At 60.2% G+C, this 16,753-nt stretch carries 10 protein-coding genes and 1 other RNA gene; 3 read left to right on the top strand and 8 right to left on the bottom strand.

The genetic code is table 11. From position 1 onward, the window contains the following. Positions 1 to 17: 17 nt before the first annotated feature. Positions 18 to 3,338 carry an autotransporter family protein gene (locus tag AC07RZ_RS22285; protein ID WP_494669610.1) on the bottom strand — a complete coding sequence of 1,107 codons (3,321 nt, stop codon included), beginning with the start codon at positions 3,336 to 3,338 and terminating at the stop codon, positions 18 to 20. Positions 3,339 to 3,779: 441 nt separating this feature from the next. On the opposite strand from AC07RZ_RS22285, the gene AC07RZ_RS22280 reads away from it, so the two are divergent. Then, a complete protein-coding gene (locus AC07RZ_RS22280; RefSeq protein WP_494669609.1) occupies positions 3,780 to 4,082 on the top strand; it encodes a hypothetical protein in 303 nt (100 codons plus the stop codon). 29 nt (positions 4,083 to 4,111) lie between these two features. Here the strand turns inward: AC07RZ_RS22280 and ssrA are convergent. From ssrA to AC07RZ_RS22265, 3 genes are all read right to left on the bottom strand, one after another. After that, positions 4,112 to 4,474, bottom strand: a transfer-messenger RNA (tmRNA) gene (gene ssrA / locus AC07RZ_RS22275). Positions 4,475 to 4,636: 162 nt separating this feature from the next. Continuing rightward, entirely contained in the window at positions 4,637 to 6,043 is a 1,407-nt protein-coding gene (locus AC07RZ_RS22270) for an SH3 domain-containing protein (protein ID WP_494669608.1), read from the bottom strand. After that, a complete protein-coding gene (locus tag AC07RZ_RS22265) occupies positions 6,040 to 7,305 on the bottom strand; it encodes a prohibitin family protein (RefSeq protein WP_494669607.1) in 1,266 nt (421 codons plus the stop codon). Before AC07RZ_RS22265 ends, AC07RZ_RS22270 begins: the two co-directional genes overlap by 4 nt. Positions 7,306 to 7,650: 345 nt before the next feature. Between AC07RZ_RS22265 and AC07RZ_RS22260 the strand changes: the two genes are divergently transcribed. Further along, positions 7,651 to 8,367 (top strand): response regulator, encoded by a 717-nt coding sequence (locus tag AC07RZ_RS22260; protein ID WP_144742644.1) that lies wholly within the window; start codon positions 7,651 to 7,653, stop codon positions 8,365 to 8,367. A 34-nt stretch (positions 8,368 to 8,401) separates the two neighbouring features. Next, the gene (locus tag AC07RZ_RS22255; RefSeq protein WP_494669606.1) at positions 8,402 to 10,474 is read left to right on the top strand and encodes a sensor histidine kinase; all 2,073 of its coding nucleotides are present in this window, start codon (positions 8,402 to 8,404) and stop codon (positions 10,472 to 10,474) included. Positions 10,475 to 10,526: 52 nt separating this feature from the next. Here the strand turns inward: AC07RZ_RS22255 and AC07RZ_RS22250 are convergent, their stop codons facing one another. The 4 genes from AC07RZ_RS22250 to ompA form a co-directional block, all read right to left on the bottom strand. Further along, a complete protein-coding gene (locus AC07RZ_RS22250) occupies positions 10,527 to 14,210 on the bottom strand; it encodes a DUF748 domain-containing protein (RefSeq protein ID WP_494669605.1) in 3,684 nt (1,227 codons plus the stop codon). 64 nt (positions 14,211 to 14,274) lie between these two features. Then, the gene (locus AC07RZ_RS22245) at positions 14,275 to 14,949 is read right to left on the bottom strand and encodes an HAD family hydrolase (protein WP_494669604.1); all 675 of its coding nucleotides are present in this window, start codon (positions 14,947 to 14,949) and stop codon (positions 14,275 to 14,277) included. 64 nt (positions 14,950 to 15,013) lie between these two features. Continuing rightward, the gene (gene ubiG, locus AC07RZ_RS22240) at positions 15,014 to 15,709 is read right to left on the bottom strand and encodes a bifunctional 2-polyprenyl-6-hydroxyphenol methylase/3-demethylubiquinol 3-O-methyltransferase UbiG (RefSeq protein WP_342831536.1); all 696 of its coding nucleotides are present in this window, start codon (positions 15,707 to 15,709) and stop codon (positions 15,014 to 15,016) included. 149 nt (positions 15,710 to 15,858) lie between these two features. After that, the gene (ompA, locus tag AC07RZ_RS22235) at positions 15,859 to 16,491 is read right to left on the bottom strand and encodes an outer membrane protein OmpA (protein ID WP_092400396.1); all 633 of its coding nucleotides are present in this window, start codon (positions 16,489 to 16,491) and stop codon (positions 15,859 to 15,861) included. Positions 16,492 to 16,753: the final 262 nt, after the last annotated feature.

The following is a 16,753-nucleotide window of genomic DNA, read 5'->3' as shown; positions in this document are numbered from 1 at the left end:
AGACATTGCCGCCATGCTTACCAGCTCCATCGCATGCCGGCATCCACCATCGCCGTGCGCTGTTGCGCTCCGCCGAGGTTGGTCGTGTAAGTTCCGGTCACAAACGCACTGGCCGACTTGTTGATCGTGGCAACCAGGCCTGCGTTCAGCTGGCCCGCTGTCTGATTCGTACCGCTGGAAATCACGGTAGTGCCGTCAAAGGTGGTGGTGTCGTGGGAGCCGGAACTGCGCAGCAGGTTCAGCCGCAGATATGGCTGCCAGATCGCGGCAGCTGTTTCAAAACGGCTTTGCAACCGTACTCCGAGGCGAGCGAGGAAGGTGTTGCCGTTGTTGAAGCTCACAGTCGAGATACCGTCATTCAAGTTATTGAAGGATTGATTTTGCCAGATCACTTGCGCCTGAGGCTCGATGGTCACATCCGCGCCGAGTGGAATGGGAAGACCGCCCTCGATCGATCCGATAAGCGCGCTGCCGTGGGTGTGCGCGCCCACGCCATCGTGCGAGCGCGGATCAGCCGACAGCGAACTTCCCATCAGCACTGCATCCGTGTACCAGCCGCTCGGGCCGACATGGGCCCAGTAGCCGCCAAGACTGTATGCGTCGACAGCAAGATTGCCGACATCAAGATTCTGCACGGCCATCGCAAAACCGTTGACCTTGCCGGTGGCATGCGCAAAGCCGACAAACAGACCGTAATGGTTGCGTTGGCCACTGGCGCTGGTGTCTGCGTAGATGTCGTGACCGACCTGCATTCCCGTCATTGAGCCATCGAACTGGGGCGTGACAGTGCCATCCTGGCGTTGCTTGGTATGGCTGCCCCAGACACGGCCCCAGGCCGCCGGCAGTTCGCCGTTCTCGATCAGCAGCGACTGCTCGCCCTGCCTGTCATGAAAATTATCGAGTTGCTGAATATTGACTTGCCGGGCGACGCTGGCAACTGCCGCATAGACAGGGACCTCGGGGCGATACAGTGGGATTGCTCCAGAGCCGGCCGACGGCGTTGGGTCTGCAGGAGTAACCGACGGGGTGGACGGCGCCGCAGCCGGGGGCGTACCTGTGGGCGTGCTTGGAGGCACAACGACGGGCGGTGTTGGAGTTTGCGCCACGGTATTACGCAGATACCAGTTTTCCGAGGTGCCGCCGCTCACGCCGCCTTTGGCGAGATAGTAGGAATAGGCGCCAGCCTTGACCGGTCCCGCCAGCGCAAAAGCGCTTGCGGCGGTCGTCGCGCCGTTCACGGCCTGCACCACTTCAATACCGTCGGCGACTATGGCCGCGCCGGGCCCACCGACATTCGTGATACGTAAGCTGGACGATCCGCTGGCGGCACCACCGTTGATCACCAAGCGATCCGACGCTGCGCCATCGCCTGCGAGGTAGGTGTTCAGGGCGATGCTGCCATTCTGGCCGACATAGTTGCCGACAACAGTGAGCCGGTTGCCAACTCCTTGGCCGCCGATTTGCAGCAGGCCGGCGTTGGTCAATGGTCCGTTGATCGTAAAGCTGCCGTTGCCCGAGCCGGCAAACTGAGGCAAGGCATTGGCCACCGCAATCGTGCCGTTGTTGGTCACCGTTCCTGTGACGCTGCCGTAGCCGCCGAGCGTGGCGCCTGAGGCGACGGTTGTATTACCGCCGCCGGACAATGCCGCCGCGGTGTGCGAGGCGTCGCCCACTGCCAGTGTTCCGGCTGCGACGATCGTTCCTCCGGTATAGGGATTGCCGGTGTTCAGCACGGTCATGCCGGCGCCTGCCTGCGTAACCGAGCCGGTCCCGGAAATCGTGCCAGGGAAAGTCACGTCGTCGGAACGGTTGAAGACCAGCGCACCATTGTTTGTAACATCGCCCACGATGCTACCTGTTGTGCCACCGCCGCCAAGTTGCAACGTACCGGCCGAGATACTGGTTCCTCCGCTATAAGTGCTGTTCCCGGTTAACACCGTGGTGCTGCTGCCGGCCTGGTTGACCGAGCCTGTGCCTGAGATCGTGCCAGGAAAAAGCAGCGTGTCAGAGCGGTTAAAGACAAGAGAGCCGTTGTTGGCGACATCGCCCACGATGCTGCCGGTCGTGCCGCCGTTACCCAGTTGCAGCGTACCGGCCGAAATCGTCGTGCCGCCGGTATAGGTATTGCTTCCTGCAAGCGTCAGACTTCCTGTTCCTGCCTTGTTGAAGCTGCCCGAGCCAGTCATGCCTTGCGTCAGCGTGGATGCAAATCCTTGTGTGTCGATTGTGCCGCCCGGCGCATTTATCGTTACCGCACGCGGATTGGCGAGATCAAAACTCTGCAGAAGCTGAAGTGTGCCGCCGTTGAATGTCAGTCCACCGGTGTTTGCACCCAGTGCGTTGTCGGCGCCGACAGCAACGGTGCCGCCGGTGAGCGTGGTGCCGCCGGAATAGGTATTGCCGCCGGCAGCTGTCGGTGCCAGAACTAACGTGCCGCCCTGGGTCTTTTCGACCGCGCCGGTGCCGGAAATGAGACCGGCATAAGTGCCACTGTCAGGCTGTACAAAGCGCACCAGGCCATTGTCGATGACGCTAGGCGGCAAACTCTGCGCCCGCGCCTCAAGCGTGCCTGCCGCATCGACGGTCATCTTGCCGGTATACGCGCTGTTGTTGCCGGTGAGCGCCAGTGTGCCTTGTTGAACCTCGGCGACAGTGGCCCCCGTGATGGTGCCGGTGAGCGTCCAGGTTCCCGTATCGTTTTTGATGAGCGATGAGAAGTTGACCATATTGCCAGACAGAGACGAACTTCCGGCGCCGCTCAAGAAAATGGTGTTATTGCCGCCGCCGCCATTGAAATTGCCCGTAATGACCGACCCCGTATAGAGCCGCAGCGTATCATTGCCGCCGGCAAAAACAAGATTGCCGATGACTTGCCCTCTATTGGTAAAGTCGACCGCACCGTTTCCCGATGCGCCGATCACGTTGCCTGGCGCCTGGATGATTCCCGTTGCATTATTGACGATCGTGTTCAGGCCACTTGTATTCTGAAACCAGATGGCGGCGGCATGATCTGCCTTGATCGTGCCATTGTTGGTGATGACGTTGCCTGCGCCTTGCAGATTGATGGCTTCCGCACTGCCTTGAGTGCCGGTCGCGAGAACTTGACCTCCCTGATCGACCGTCAATGTGCCGTTGTTGCGGAATTCGACTGTATTGGCGCCGGTGCTGTACAGCCCATTGTTGTTGACCCCCTTGGCGCTTACCGTACCGCCGTTCTGGACCGTCACAGTCGCATTGTCGCGCAGGCTGATGGCGTTTGCATCGCCGACTGCGAGCTGGCTGCCTGTCCCGACGGTGACGGTTCGGCCATCCTCGGCGGGCAGATTGCCGGTCCCCACTGTCGTAACCCAAGGATTGGTCGCGCTAGCATCGCAGGTTGTGAGTTGACCAGAAGTGTTGCACGCTGCGTAGGCTATTCCCGGTACCACGCTCAGCGCAGGTATTAGCACAAGGGAAGAGGCAGCGGAAAGAACTAGACGATAGTGAATAAGTTGGGGCATTTTTTTTATTGGCGCTTATAGATTTAACATTTCGTGTTTGTGGCTCGCATTGAGAACTTAACAATGAAAGATGGTATTTAACGTTTTGAATTCTAAAAATCCCTCGCATATGCTATTAAATCGGTATTTGATTTAACAATTCATTTTCTCAGGATTACATTGCCGCATGACAATACGTGACAATACATGACAATATTTGACATTCAAATATTGTAAATAAACAACACATGCCGATATTGTCAAAAAAATGTCCGCCCAAAATGACGATCGGCGTCAGGATTGACTGACGCCGATTCATGGGTGCGATTATTGGTGGGCGAGATTGGTAACAGCGTTATCGCTAAGTTGCAAACGTGGGCGAAATTTGGGCGGAAATGGAGACTATTTGAGCCATCGCCAGACCTCGCAGCTTTTGAAACCCCCAGTATTTACGAGGTTTGCGGCGGCCTGGTGTGGTTTGTAATAGGGGAGGTGGCGGAAATCGAATCCGCCTCATTAGATGAAAAAAGAAATGCTGCCATTATGTTGCCATTCTGGAGCCCAAACAGCCCCCAAAACACCCCATACATGACAGCACTATAATTTCAAGTCTTTGATTTAAAACGATATATTGGTGGAGGCGGCGGGAATCGAACCCGCGTCCGCAAGTCCTCTACAGACAGTTCTACATACTTAGTGCTGTCATTTGATTTAACCCAGCCGACGCGGACGCACACGCTTCGTTCAGGCGAGTCACCTAAATTTAACTTTCAGCCAAGTAACCCGGCTAAAAGCGATTCCCTGTAAATGACTCTACTGCTGTTTTACCAGCCCACCCCAGGGACGAGATGGTGTAGAGCTAACCGGTTATTAAGCGGCTAGTGCGTACGAGTTATCGTTTGCAGTTAGATCTATTCCGATTGTATTTACGAGGTAGTCGGTCCTCGGTATGCCCTGCGCTGCTTTGTAACCCACGTCGAAACCAGGTCGCCCCCGAAGGGTAAAGCAGCTGTCAGTATAGCACTTTATCGCTCGATCCGAGACGGGCATGCCGTGCGCCTGGCTGGCTTGGAGCCAATGGCGCGGATTTCCAGCTCGCATCCCGGCTCTTGCCTGGCGCCATGCCGGGCTTTCCAGCCCGGCTTGCGCATCCGCCGTCACCGCATGCTCAAGGTTCCTCTCTTCCAGGCCGGGTCCTGCCAGCGGTAAAACAGGGTCAGGGAGCGCGGGTTGTCAGCCTGTTTCTCGACATCCATGGTATCCATCCGGATTACTTCAAAGCTGCGTTTGAAGCGCCCGTCCACGCGCGCTTCGCGCACCGCCAGCATCTTGGCGCTGCCCGGCACCCAGCCGGCGAATTCCAGGTAGCCGACATCGGGCGCGTTCGCGGCCGGCGGCAGGATGTCGACGGTCCAGCCCTTATCTCCCTGATGGAATACCCAGAGCTCGCGCCACGAATCGAGCGGTTGCACCGCGAGCGCCAGTGCGGTTTGCTGGGCGTTGACGCTGGCCGAGGCTTTCCAGACCAGGCCATAGGTGCAGCGCTTGAAGAGCGGGTTCTTTTGATCGTGTTTGGCGTCTACCAGCGCGACGCAGGTTTCGCCGGTTTCACCGGGCGCGGTGATGACCGCCAGGCCGCTGCCGGCTGCCGGTTCCGGTTCTGCCGCCCAGCGCGAGGCAGCGACGCGCACTGCAGCATCGGTATAGGCTGCTGCGTCCGGTTCGGCGATTTCTTCCTTGTTGACGCCGGCCAGTTCCTGCAGGGCGCGGTTGGCGGCTTCCTGGGCCGGCAGGCGCTGCCTGGCGCGTTCGAAGGCGATGCTGGCCCAGACGCCGGCGCGGCGCAGGCGCAGGCGGTTTTTTTCGTATTCGGGCAGGTTGGTCAATTGCACGCGGTCGAGGATGTCGCCGCGCCAGGCATCCAGGCTGTTGCGGTCGGTGGGCGTGAGGTTGGGGTCTACGCATTCGGGCCGGGTCAGCGCCAGGGCGGCGCGGGCGCGCTGCCCATCGTCCGATTTCATGGCCAATACGCGGCGGAAGGCTTCACCGTTGTAGCAAAGCTGGATGCGCCCATCGCGCTCGAAGCCCTGCATGCTGATGCCGTAGCTGGATGCCACTTCAAGATGGGCCGCCAATACGGTGTCGTCGGTTTTTCCGCGTTTGGCGGAGGCGCGGCGCGCCAGCCGTTCCGCCATGGCGCCCAGCGCATCGAATGGCTCGGGGCCGATGGCTTCGGCCGGCGCCGCTTTCAGGTAGGCCGCCGCGTAGCTGATGCCGAGCGCTTCGGCTCCCGGCGTGTCGCGCAGGAAGCGCACCACCGCCAGCAGGTCAGGAGCGTCTTTCGGCTCCAGCGACTGGGTGCGTACTTGCGAAGCGCGGATATAGCCGCCGCGTTCGCGGCGGTGATCGTATACCTGCAGGTAGTCCATCTTCTCGCCGCGCACTTCCAGGCTGTCGCCTTGCCAGAGTACGGCTTGCTGCTGGGCAGATTCGCGGGGCGCGGCGCGCAGGGCGGCGCTATCCTGGGTGACGATGGCGACCAGGGCCAGGGCGGCGAGCATCATTGCTGTGTCTCCTGAGGTGCGGTAACGCTGGCTTGCGGGTTTTGCGAGGCAACCGCCTGGCCGCCGCCGAGCAGGGCAGAGCCGATGAAGCCGCCGTTGGCCGGGGGCGCGGCGATGATTACCGAGATCTTGTCGGACAGCTTGTCGGCCATGGTTTTCTGGATCAGCAAGGGATTCTTCGAGATCAGCGCGCCGTCGCGTTCAAGCTGGGCGCTGGTGACCTTGCCGATGGTTTCCAGGCGGTAGGCTTCGACGTCGGCCAGCTTGTGGCGTGAATCGGCCTCACCCGTGGCTTCGATGCGGCGCGCTTCTGCGCTGCCCTCGGCGGTCTTGATGCGCGATACCTTTTCTGCCTCGGCTTCATACTGGCGCTGCTCGATCTGCTTTTGCTTGAACGGCAACACGTGCTTCATGGCTTCTTCCTGGGCCTTGGCGGCGATGATTTGTTCGTTGCCGGCCGCTTCCGCCGATTTTTCGCGTTTGACCTTGTCGGCTTCGGCTTCCAGCTCGGTTTGCCGCACCTGCTTGCTCTTCAGCTCCAGCGTGTATTTCATTTTTTCGCTTTCCAGTTCTTCGGCCAGCAATTTTTCCATGCCTTGGCGGTACTCCGGCGGCAGGTCGACCTGGCCCATCTGCACGCCGCGCAGGATGATGCCGTCAGCCGCCAGTTTCGGTTTCAATTCGTTTTCTATTTCCTTCTGGATTTCGCCGCGCTTGGTGGAAAAGATGTCGCGCACCGAATACCGGGTGAAGGATTTGTAGATCACGCCCTGCACCATCGGCTCGACGATCTCGCCGTTGATGTCGGCAGGCAGTTTTTCTGCGATGGCGGCCAGCCTGGCCGGGTCGATGGCGTAGCGGATGGTCAGGTCCACGCCCAGCGACAGGCCCTCGATCGACTGGAACGGTGCTTCGCCATTCGCCTTGCTGCTGCGGACCGGGCGGTAGACCTGGTCGAGCAGCGAGTAGCGCCGCAGTTCATGCAGGCCGGGGATGACCACCACCAGGCCGTCTTTCACCTCGGTGGTGCCGCCGGTGAGCTTGTTGGCGCGGATGCCGACTTCGCCGGGCTCCAGGGGCTTGAACGGCGGGTGGGTAACCAGTTCGTAGCCGCTGCCGCCTATCAGCGCGAGCGCCAGCAGCAGCATCCAGGCACGCCGCGCAGCGCGGCCCAGGCCGGCCAGCGCAGCGCCGATTGCCGAAATGGTGGTGGTGAGCAGCGCAAGCAAGCCCTGCGCCAGTGATTCGAGCCGTTCAGACATGATATTTCCCCCGGTTGATGTAGTAATTCGATGGTTGGGAGCGGCATGCAGTGCTTTTCCCTGGGGAGAATCTTGCGCTCCAGGCCGCGGAAGTAACAATGGCCAGGCCGGGGCAGTCGCGTTATCCGGGGGCGGTGAATGCTCCGCAACGTCGCAGTCCGGTAAGCCGTGTGAAGAAATACTCACAGCGCGGCGCAGACAATTCATGGGAAAGCGTGGATACTTTCATGACCCTCCGTCCCGCATGCGGGCGCCTTCTCCCTGCAGATGCACGGGAGCAGCGGGCAAGCCGCGAAAAGAGCGAGGACGAGGGGCGTCATTGATAGCGGATGCAGCGGAGAAAAAATGTCAAAGCAGGCACAAAAAGTAGCGGTGATCGAAGACGACATCCCGACCAGCAACCAGCTCAAGGGCTGGATCGAATCGGCCAAGCCCGGCATCCACGTCGACCAGTGGTATACGCGCGACGACGCCGAAGCGGCGCTGGCGCGCGAGAACTATGACCTGGTGGTGCTTGACATCGAGCTAGGGCGCGAGCGCCATGCCGGCGTCGCCATCATCAATGCCATCAACAAGGGCCAGGCAACGCCAGTGCTGGTGGTGTCGGCCATGCCGGCCACCATCTACCGCAGCATCATGAAGGCGCTGGATGCCTGGGACTACCTGCAAAAGGCAACCTTCGAGGAATCCGATTTCATCGATACCTTCCTGGAAATCCTGCGCGCCGCAAAGGACCGCAACAGCGCGAAGGAGGGCGCGCCCGCGGCCAGCAGCAATGAACTGTCGATCGACCCGCTGCGCCAGAAGACCCCGATCTGGCGCGCGCAACGCATCAACCTGCCGCTGACGGCGCAGCGCCTGCTGGCGGCGCTGTACGAGCATCGCGGCCAGGTTGTCACCTATGAACAGCTGTTCCAGGTGGTCAAGAGCGGACGCAATCGCGACAATATCCGCAAGCATGTCAGCACCATCCGCGATGCGTTCCGCGAGGTCGATGCAGAGTTTGCCTGCATTGAAAATATCCCGATGCGCGGCTTTCGCTGGGTTGACCAGGAAAAATGATGTGCGGCCACTTCAACCGCGGGGATGACTGCATATGAAGTTCAGCTTTCCGAATATCGCCCAATACCGCTTGCGCATCCTGTTTCGCGGCGCCTTCCTGCTGCTGGCGGTGGCTACCGTTGCGCTGGCGCTATACGTGCTGCAGCAGGAAAAGCAGCTGAGCTACAAGAATTACCAGGCCAGTTTCCGCAAGACCGGCGACCAGATCCTGGCCACCTTGCGTCATCCTGCCGGACAATTGGCGCTGTTGAATCCACGCGCTGAAAATGGCGATGCGGCTGCGCTGCATCCGGTGTTGCTGCCGTTTCCCTCGCTCGATTTCGACGACCAGAACAAAGTGCGGCAAGCGATCACCATGTCTGGCTGCCTGGTGCAGTATGGCGACGACGGCGCGCTATGCGTGGCCGTCGGCAACAACCCGTGGGCCGGCGGTTTCATTTATGTGGCCGGCAGTTTCGTCAGCGACGAACTGATGCCGCACCAACGCGGCGAGCAGGATATCGGCGACGCGCATCGCGTGCGGGTGACAGTGACGCTGCGCGGGCAGACCTATCGCTGGATCGCGCCGTTTGAAAAGAACGGCGATCCGAATGCCGTGCAAACGCGTGGAGCGCATGGCCGCCTGACCGGTTTCCTCGATGACGATAGCGGCCGCGTGGGGTCCAGGCCGGTCAAGGATTTCCGCGGCTGGATCTGGCAAAGCACCTTATGCAGCAAGCCCGGGCAGGGCGACGGCGATGCCGATTGCCCGCGCAGTTCATTTTTCTCGCTGCGCCTGCCGGTGGGTGTCCTGCAGGATGCCCTGTTCCAGGAAAAAAATCCGGTCTGGCCGCCGGCCGACCTGGATAACATCCAGGTGCGCATCGAGGTCTTGCCCCCGGGCGATGGCCCACTGCTTTTCGACAGTAAAAGCGCCGCCGCGGCGCGGGCATTTTCGGTGGGCGACCTGGCCTCGCTTCTGCTGCCGGGCGAGAGCTTGCGCATCAGGAAGCGTGGCGCGGCAGGCGGCGCTGACCTGGTCAGCCTGGTCGGCGCCGAAGATCACCCGGACGATACCTCGCGCCTGCTAAGCCGGCTGGTGCGCCGCCTTCCCGTGGACGAAGCCGGCGCGCCGAACGAAAGCAGGGAATCCGTCGTGACGTCGGCGGGGATCTATGACGTCACCCTGATCGGCGACGAGCGCAGCGTCAATCGCAGCCTGGGCGTCGTGGCGGCGCGGGTATTGTGGTTTGTCGGGGCGATGCTGCTGGCCTTGTTCGTGGCCTGGCTGATCATCGAGATCGGCATTATCCGCCGCATCACGATGCTGACCCGGCGTGCAGCCAAGGTGTCGAAGATCGTCAAGGGTTCAGGCGGCCTCGACCAGTTCAACCTGGCCGACCTGCGCGGCGCCGATGAGCTTGGCGTGCTGGCAAGCTGCCTGCATGACCTGCTGAGGCGCGTCAAGGAAGATGTCGAACGGGAGGAAATCCGCGCCGAGCAGGAAAAGGAAATGTGGCATGCGGTGGGCCATGAAATCATGTCGCCGCTGCAGTCGCTGATGGCCTTGCACGGCACGGCCGAAAGCCAGAGCAGCCGCTACATCAACCGCATGCAGCAGGCGGTGCGGGTGCTGTATGGCAGCGCCTCTCCCAGCGAAGCGTTTCAATCTACGGTGTTGCAAGTGACGGCAATCGACATCGGCGCTTTTCTCGGAAACGTGGCGGACAATGCGCCGCTGGTCGGCATTGCGGACGTCAGGTTTTCCGGCGGCCAGGAGGGCGTGATGGTCAGGGCCGACGATTACTCCCTGGAAGATGTGGTAACGCATGTCTTGCGCAATGCCGATCGCTGCCGCCAGCCGGGTTCCATGATCTCCATCGACCTGAAAACCACGGAAACCGCTGCCACCATCGCCATCCATAACTACGGGCCGAATATCGCTGAAGGACTGATCGGCAAGATTTTCGAATACGGCGTGTCGGATCAGCTTGAGGCTGGTGCGAACGGCAGCAGGGGACAAGGACTTTTTGTGGCCAAGACGTATATGGCCAAGATGGGCGGGACCATTACGGCATTGAATGTGGCGGACGGCGTGGTGTTTTCACTGGGGCTGCAACGCGTGTGATGTTCCCGTCGCTCTTCCGGCAAGAGGAAATTTTCCTCTTGCCGGAATCTCTCTATTTCAGCGCAAAATCGACCCGGTTCGGCTGGCCCTTGTCCTTGATGCCGTCGGCGGTCAGTTTCGGCGCGATCAGGAAGATCCGTTCCAGCGGGATCTGGCCCTTGGTCTCCAGGTATTTGCGGACGGCTTCGGCGCGCCGGGTTGCCAGCGCGCTCAAGGCGTCCTGGGTCACAGCGGTGTTGGCGACGATGAGTTTTTCCATCTCCGCGGTCGGCAGCGATTTTGACAGGCCGATCACGTTGCGCGGCTTGTCGAATTTTTCCGAGCCATATACCTTGCCCATGTATTTCTCTTTGTCGGCATCGGTCAAGGCCACATCGTCCGATTGCGCATCGTCGCTGCCGTCAACCGAATCCTTGAGTTTCAGCGCTTTCAGCTTGCGGTTGAGGATTTGCTGGCGGACGCCGTCGGTATCGCTTTTCGGATCGACCCGGCCGATCAGGTCCAGCTTCAGCGCCGGGCGGTCGGTCAGGGCCTTGGCCAGGGTGTCCAGCTTGCTTTGGGTAGCGGCTGTGAGGGTGGCTGAACCGGGCGCGAATTCAGCGTAGCCGAGATCGTCGCCGCCGGCGCCGCCGCCGAAGGCCGAGCTGATCAGCGCGAACGGTGAAGTGACGGCCTTGACGATCAGGTTGACGAAGATGCGGACGATGATGCCGCCTATCGAGAATTCCGGATCGGACAAGGTGCCGGAAATCGGCAGGTTGATGTTGATCTGGCCGTTACGGTCTTTCAGCAAGGCGACTGCCAGCAGCACCGGCAGCTTGGTGGCGGTAGGGCTGTCGATCTTGTTGCCGAAAGTAAGCTGGTCGATGCGCACATTGTTCTGCGCCACCAGCTTGTCGTTTTCGATGCGGTAGCTGACATCCATCGACAGCTTGCCCTTTTCGATGGCGTAGCCGGCGTACTTGGCGGCATACGGAGTCAGGCGCGGCAATTCGACGCCGTTGGCGCTGGCCTTGATGTCGAGGAACATCGGCTTGAACAAAGGATTCAGCGAGCCGGAAATGGCGACCGGAGCGTCGTTGTCAATCTTGCCGTTGAGGTCTATCGGCGCCGGCGCCGGCTTGTCGGAAGCAATTGCGCCGACGGTACCGTTCATGCCGGTCATGTTGGCGGTGTAGTTCGGTTTGACGAAGTTGTCGGTGTAGTTGATGTTGCCGCCCTTGATGACCACCTGGCCGATCTTGACCACCGGTGCATTCTCTTTAGGCGGCGCGGCGGCGATGGGGGCCACGGTGACCTTGCCTTCGGCAGTCGACTTGGTGACTTTTTGCGTCCTCTGGCCCATGCCTTCACCCGCCTCCGCGGAAGTCAGGGACGGTGCAGGCGTGCCGGCCGGGGCGTTTTTCGAGACGACGATATCCTGCAAGTTCAGCTTGGCCGATTCGGACAAGATGATGCGCGCATAAAAATCGGTCAGGGCAATCTTCGCCAGCGTGACGTTTTGGCGCGGGCCGCCGATATTGGCGTTGATGCCGCTGACGTCGAGCAGTTTCCATTTCAGGAAATCGGCCGAGGTTTCCTTGTCGAGCACGCGGAAATTAGCCAGGCGCAGGTTGCCGTTATAACTGGTGGCGAGTTCCTGGCGGCCGCTGGGCGGCGTCAGCGACAATTTGCCTTTGGTGCTGGCCTGGCCCGAAGTCAGGTTAACGTTCACGTAGTCGGTAAAATACGGCTGGAAAGCGGCCACCGGCAGGTTTTGCGCGTCGAGGTCGAGGGTGATGGATTTCATTTGCGCGGCGACGCTGCCGTCGGCCGACAATTTGCCGGTCTTGTTAAGCTGGGTGCGCAGGGAAACCTTGATCGGTTTATCGAGTTTGCTGGAGATGTTTTCGGCGCTCAGGTTGAGGCCGTCTGCGCGCAGCTTGGCGGCCGGTTTTACCGCATCGTCCTGGTAAGCCAGGCTGCTGTCGCTGACGGCAAACTTGCCCAGGGTAGCGACCCAGTCAGGCCCGCTTTTCTTGGCGGGCGCGGCAGGGGCGGCCTTGCCGGCGCTGCCGGTATTGGCGATGAATTGCTGCAGGTTGAGTTTGCCCTGGGCGTCGCGCCGCACATCGCCTTGTATGCCTGCCAGGTGCAAGGCATCGGCGTTGAAAGTGTGGGCTTCGGTGTCGACGCTGGCGTTTTCCAGGCTGATTTTCTTGGCCCCTATGCTGCCGCCCGTGCTGGTTTTTGCTGCTACCTTGAGATCATCTACATCGATGCCCAGCTGGTGCAGGCGGATGCGGCTGCCGTCGATCGCCAGCAAGGTGCTGAGCGACAGCTGGCCGGACAATACCGCCGCCAGGGAGCGGTTGACATAAGGCTGGTACGGCGCCAGCGACAAGGCGTTGATGCTGGCCTTGCCGGCGACGATGCCTTTGGCAGGCGTGATCTGGCCGATGAACTGGATGCGCTGGTCGTTTTCGGTGCCGCTGGAAAGGGTTACGGTCGCCGGTTTGGCGTCGGCGGCCAGCGACAGCCGGCTCGCATCCAGCGCGACGTTCTTGACCTGCAGGTTCAGCGCCGGCGAGGCGTTGGCGGCATCCAGCCAGTTGACGGTGCCGCCGTGGATGCTGAGTTTGGCCAGCGTCATCTGCGGTGCCGGGCCGGCTGGTTTTTTCGGCGCATCCTTGGCGGCATCCTTGGTGATTTCCTGCTTCGCAGCCGGGGTGCTCAGCGCCGCCCAGTTCAGGCTGCCATCGGCGTTCAGGTTGACCCAGACTTCCGGTTGCTGGATGTCGATCTGGTCAAGCGCGGCGGCGCCGGTCAGGACGTTGAGTTTATTGATCTGGGCATTGATCGCCTGTGCCTTGAGCAGCGGCGCTGCATTCTTGTCGGCGAGGGCGACGTCGGCCAGCTTGATCGCGCCCGACAGCAATACTTCGGGTTTGTCCTTGTTGCGCATGAAAGTCAGGTCGAGCTTGGTCGACAGCTTGGTGCTCTGGATCGCCAGCGGCAGCGCCACCGGAGAAAACGCCACGAAGCTGGCGACATCGAGCTGGTCGATATCGATCGCCAGCGAGGTTTCCAGGCTGCCGGCGAATGGCTTGCTGCGGCCGCTCAGGTCGAACGGCGTACCGTTGACTTTGGCCGACAGGTGCGGCTGCACAAAAGTGTCGACCTTGCTCGGGAAGTTCGAGACATAGGGTACGCCGATGTTGAGCGCCTGGATGTCGACCAGCTTGTTGGTTACCTTGTCGTCGAACTTGATGCTGCCGTTTTCGAGCTGGATGTTGGACACCGAAAACAGGGTCGGCTTGTCGCTCTTCGGCATCGCCAGGATACGGTCGATGATGTCGGAGAAATTGTAGCGGCCGATGCCGTCGGCGCTGGTGCGCACCACGTGCAGACGGGGATCGACCAGCTTGGCTTCATTGAGCACCGGCGCCAGCCGGAACAGCGAGGCCGACGAGGCGTTGACCAGCAGCGTTTTTGCCGAGAATGCGGCAGTGGTCTTGTCCTGCTCGTAGAGCGTGAAATCAGATACCGTCAGCGCCAGGCTGAAAGGGTTGAAGTCGATCTTGCCGACGGTTGCCTTGCGCCCGAGCTGGGCTTCGATCTGTTGTTCGACCAGGTGCTTGGCGACAGGCGGCACCGCCAGCCAGCTGATCAGTGCCAGCACCAGCAACACGATGACTGCGATGCCGGTCCAGCGCATTGCACGCGGCAGCCAGGAAGGACGGGGGATATTTGCCATTTTTATTCCTTATGGGCAAGCATGTCCACAATATACCGCCAGACAGTATTGCCCGCTGATTAATTCAATTCTTCGAGATTGCTTGCGGCAGCAAAGCCAGCAATTGATGGGGAGCATCGATCAGGGCATCCGCGTCCCAGGATTGCGGCGCGCTTTCGCCGCAATAACCCCAGGCCGCGGCCACGGTAACCATGCCCGCCGCGCGGCCGGCCTGGATGTCGCGCAGGTCGTCGCCGACATACCAGCATTCCTGCGGCTGCAGATTGAGGCGCCGGGCGGCTTCCAGCAGCGGTTCCGGATGGGGTTTTGCATGGGGAGTGGTATCGCCGGAGATGACGCAATCCGCATCTCCCAGGCCGATCTGGGAAACCAGGGGATCGGTAAACCTGGCGGCTTTGTTGGTGACTACGCCCCAGCCCAGGCGGCGCTGGCGCAGGTCGTTGAGCAAGGCAGGTATGCCGTCGAACAAGGTGCTGTCGACCGCCAGTGCGGCGGCGTAATGGTCGAGGAAACCGACCCGCAGTTCTTCATAGTCGGGATCGCCAGGCTTCAGGCCGAAGGCGGCGCCTATCATGCCGCGCGCGCCGGCCGAAGTATGCGGCCTGAGCTGTTCGTACGGGGTGCTGCTCAAGCCGCGGTCGCGGCGCAATCGGTTCAGTGCGGCAGCCAGGTCCGGAGCAGTGTCGGCAAGCGTACCGTCAAGATCAAACAGGATGGCGCGCGGCATTGGCAAGGGCATGGGTGGTTCCTAAAATACGATAAAACGGCCGGCGCTGATCAGGTACGGCGCCGGCTCGAAGCAATTACCCAGGCCGGGTGCAAGCCATCAGGTAGTTGACGCTGGTGTCCTGGTTGAGCGAATAGATCCGGGTCAGCGGGTTGTAGCTCATGCCGCGCATGACATCCACCGCCAGTCCGGTGTTGCGGACGAACTGCGCCAGTTCGGCCGGTGTGATGAACTTGGCGTAGTCGTGCGTGCCTTTGGGTAGCATGCGCAGCAGGTATTCGGCCGCCAGTACCGCTTGCAGGTAGGCTTTCAGGTTGCGGTTCAAGGTGGAGAAAAACACTTGCCCGCCAGGTTTCACCAGCGTGGCGCAGGCGCGCACGATGGATGCCGGATCGGGTACGTGCTCCAGCATTTCCATGCAGGTCACCACGTCAAATTGCCCGGCTTCGCGGCTGGCCATTTCTTCAGCGGCGATTTTCTCGTAACGCACCTGGATGCCAGATTCCAGGCTGTGCAGGTCAGCTACCTTCAGGGCTTTGTCGGACAGGTCGATGCCGGTGACGGTAGCGCCTTTGCGCGCCATGGATTCGGCCAGGATGCCGCCGCCGCAGCCGATATCCAGCACGTTCTTGCCGGCCAGCGCGGCGCGCGAGTTGATCCACTCCAGGCGCAAGGGATTGATTTCATGCAGAGGGCGGAATTCCGATTCCGGATCCCACCAACGGTGAGCCAGGTCGCTGAATTTCTTGAGTTCTGATGGGTCTGCGTTCATAGGTTGAATCATAGCTGGAAGTACAGCGTTGCGGTTTGTTGTCTGATTAAAAACCATCGCCGAAAGTTTCCGGGCTGGCCCTTGGCGCTGGTTTTTTGTACGAAAAAAAACCCCGCCGAGGCGGGGTTCTCTGATCGAGGTTGAGTCGATTACTTGCTTGTACCAACAACTTCGATTTCAACGCGACGGTTTTTAGCGCGGCCAGCAGCGGTCTTGTTATCAGCGACCGGTTGCGACTTGCCCTTGCCTTCGGTGTAAACACGGTTAGCTTCGATACCCTTGTGTACCAGGTATGCCTTGACAGCTTCAGCGCGGCGAACCGACAGTTTTTGGTTGTAAGCAACAGAACCGACCGAGTCAGTGTGGCCAACAGCGATGATGACTTCCAGGTTGATTGCGCCCAGTTTCGATGTCAGGTCATCCAGTTTTGCTTTGCCTTCTGGCTTCAGGACAGCTTTGTCGAAGTCAAAGAATGCGTCAGCAGCAAAAGTAACCTTTTGCGAAACTGGTGCTGGTGCTGGAACGACTGGTGCTGGAGCTGGAGCAACTGGAGCTGGAGCAGCTTGAGCGATTTCGCCGTCGCAACCTGGAACCGAGTCAGCTGGTGTCCAGTAGCCGGTGTGCCAGCACAGACCGTACGGGTCACGTGCGATTACACCACGTGCATCTTGCACGTAAGCACTGTTAGGAGTGTTTGCCTGGATATCTTTGATTTCCTGCGCAGAGGCAGAGAGTGCGACGACTGCGGACGCAGCGAAGACGAGTTTTGCTAATTTATTCATGTTTCTCCTCTCGGTTGAGATATCCGCAGATTAACTGCGCAACTAATATACGACATCAAAAATTGGATAGTACCACGTGGTTCAGGCCGTTACATGTGGGATTGACCACACGCAATGAACTTGACCACCATTCTGCCACAGGCTGCAAGCGCTAGCGAAGGATGCCAAATGATCCAGCCCACGTTTTGCCTGCTTCGTTGTTTTCATACAACATAACACTATGAAAACATCACCACGGGCGTCATCTTACATCGGCGCAAGA

It is taken from the genome of Collimonas sp. GW821-FHT07E08 (genome assembly GCF_059418905.1).
This window is presented reverse-complemented; position numbering and strand designations above follow the sequence as displayed.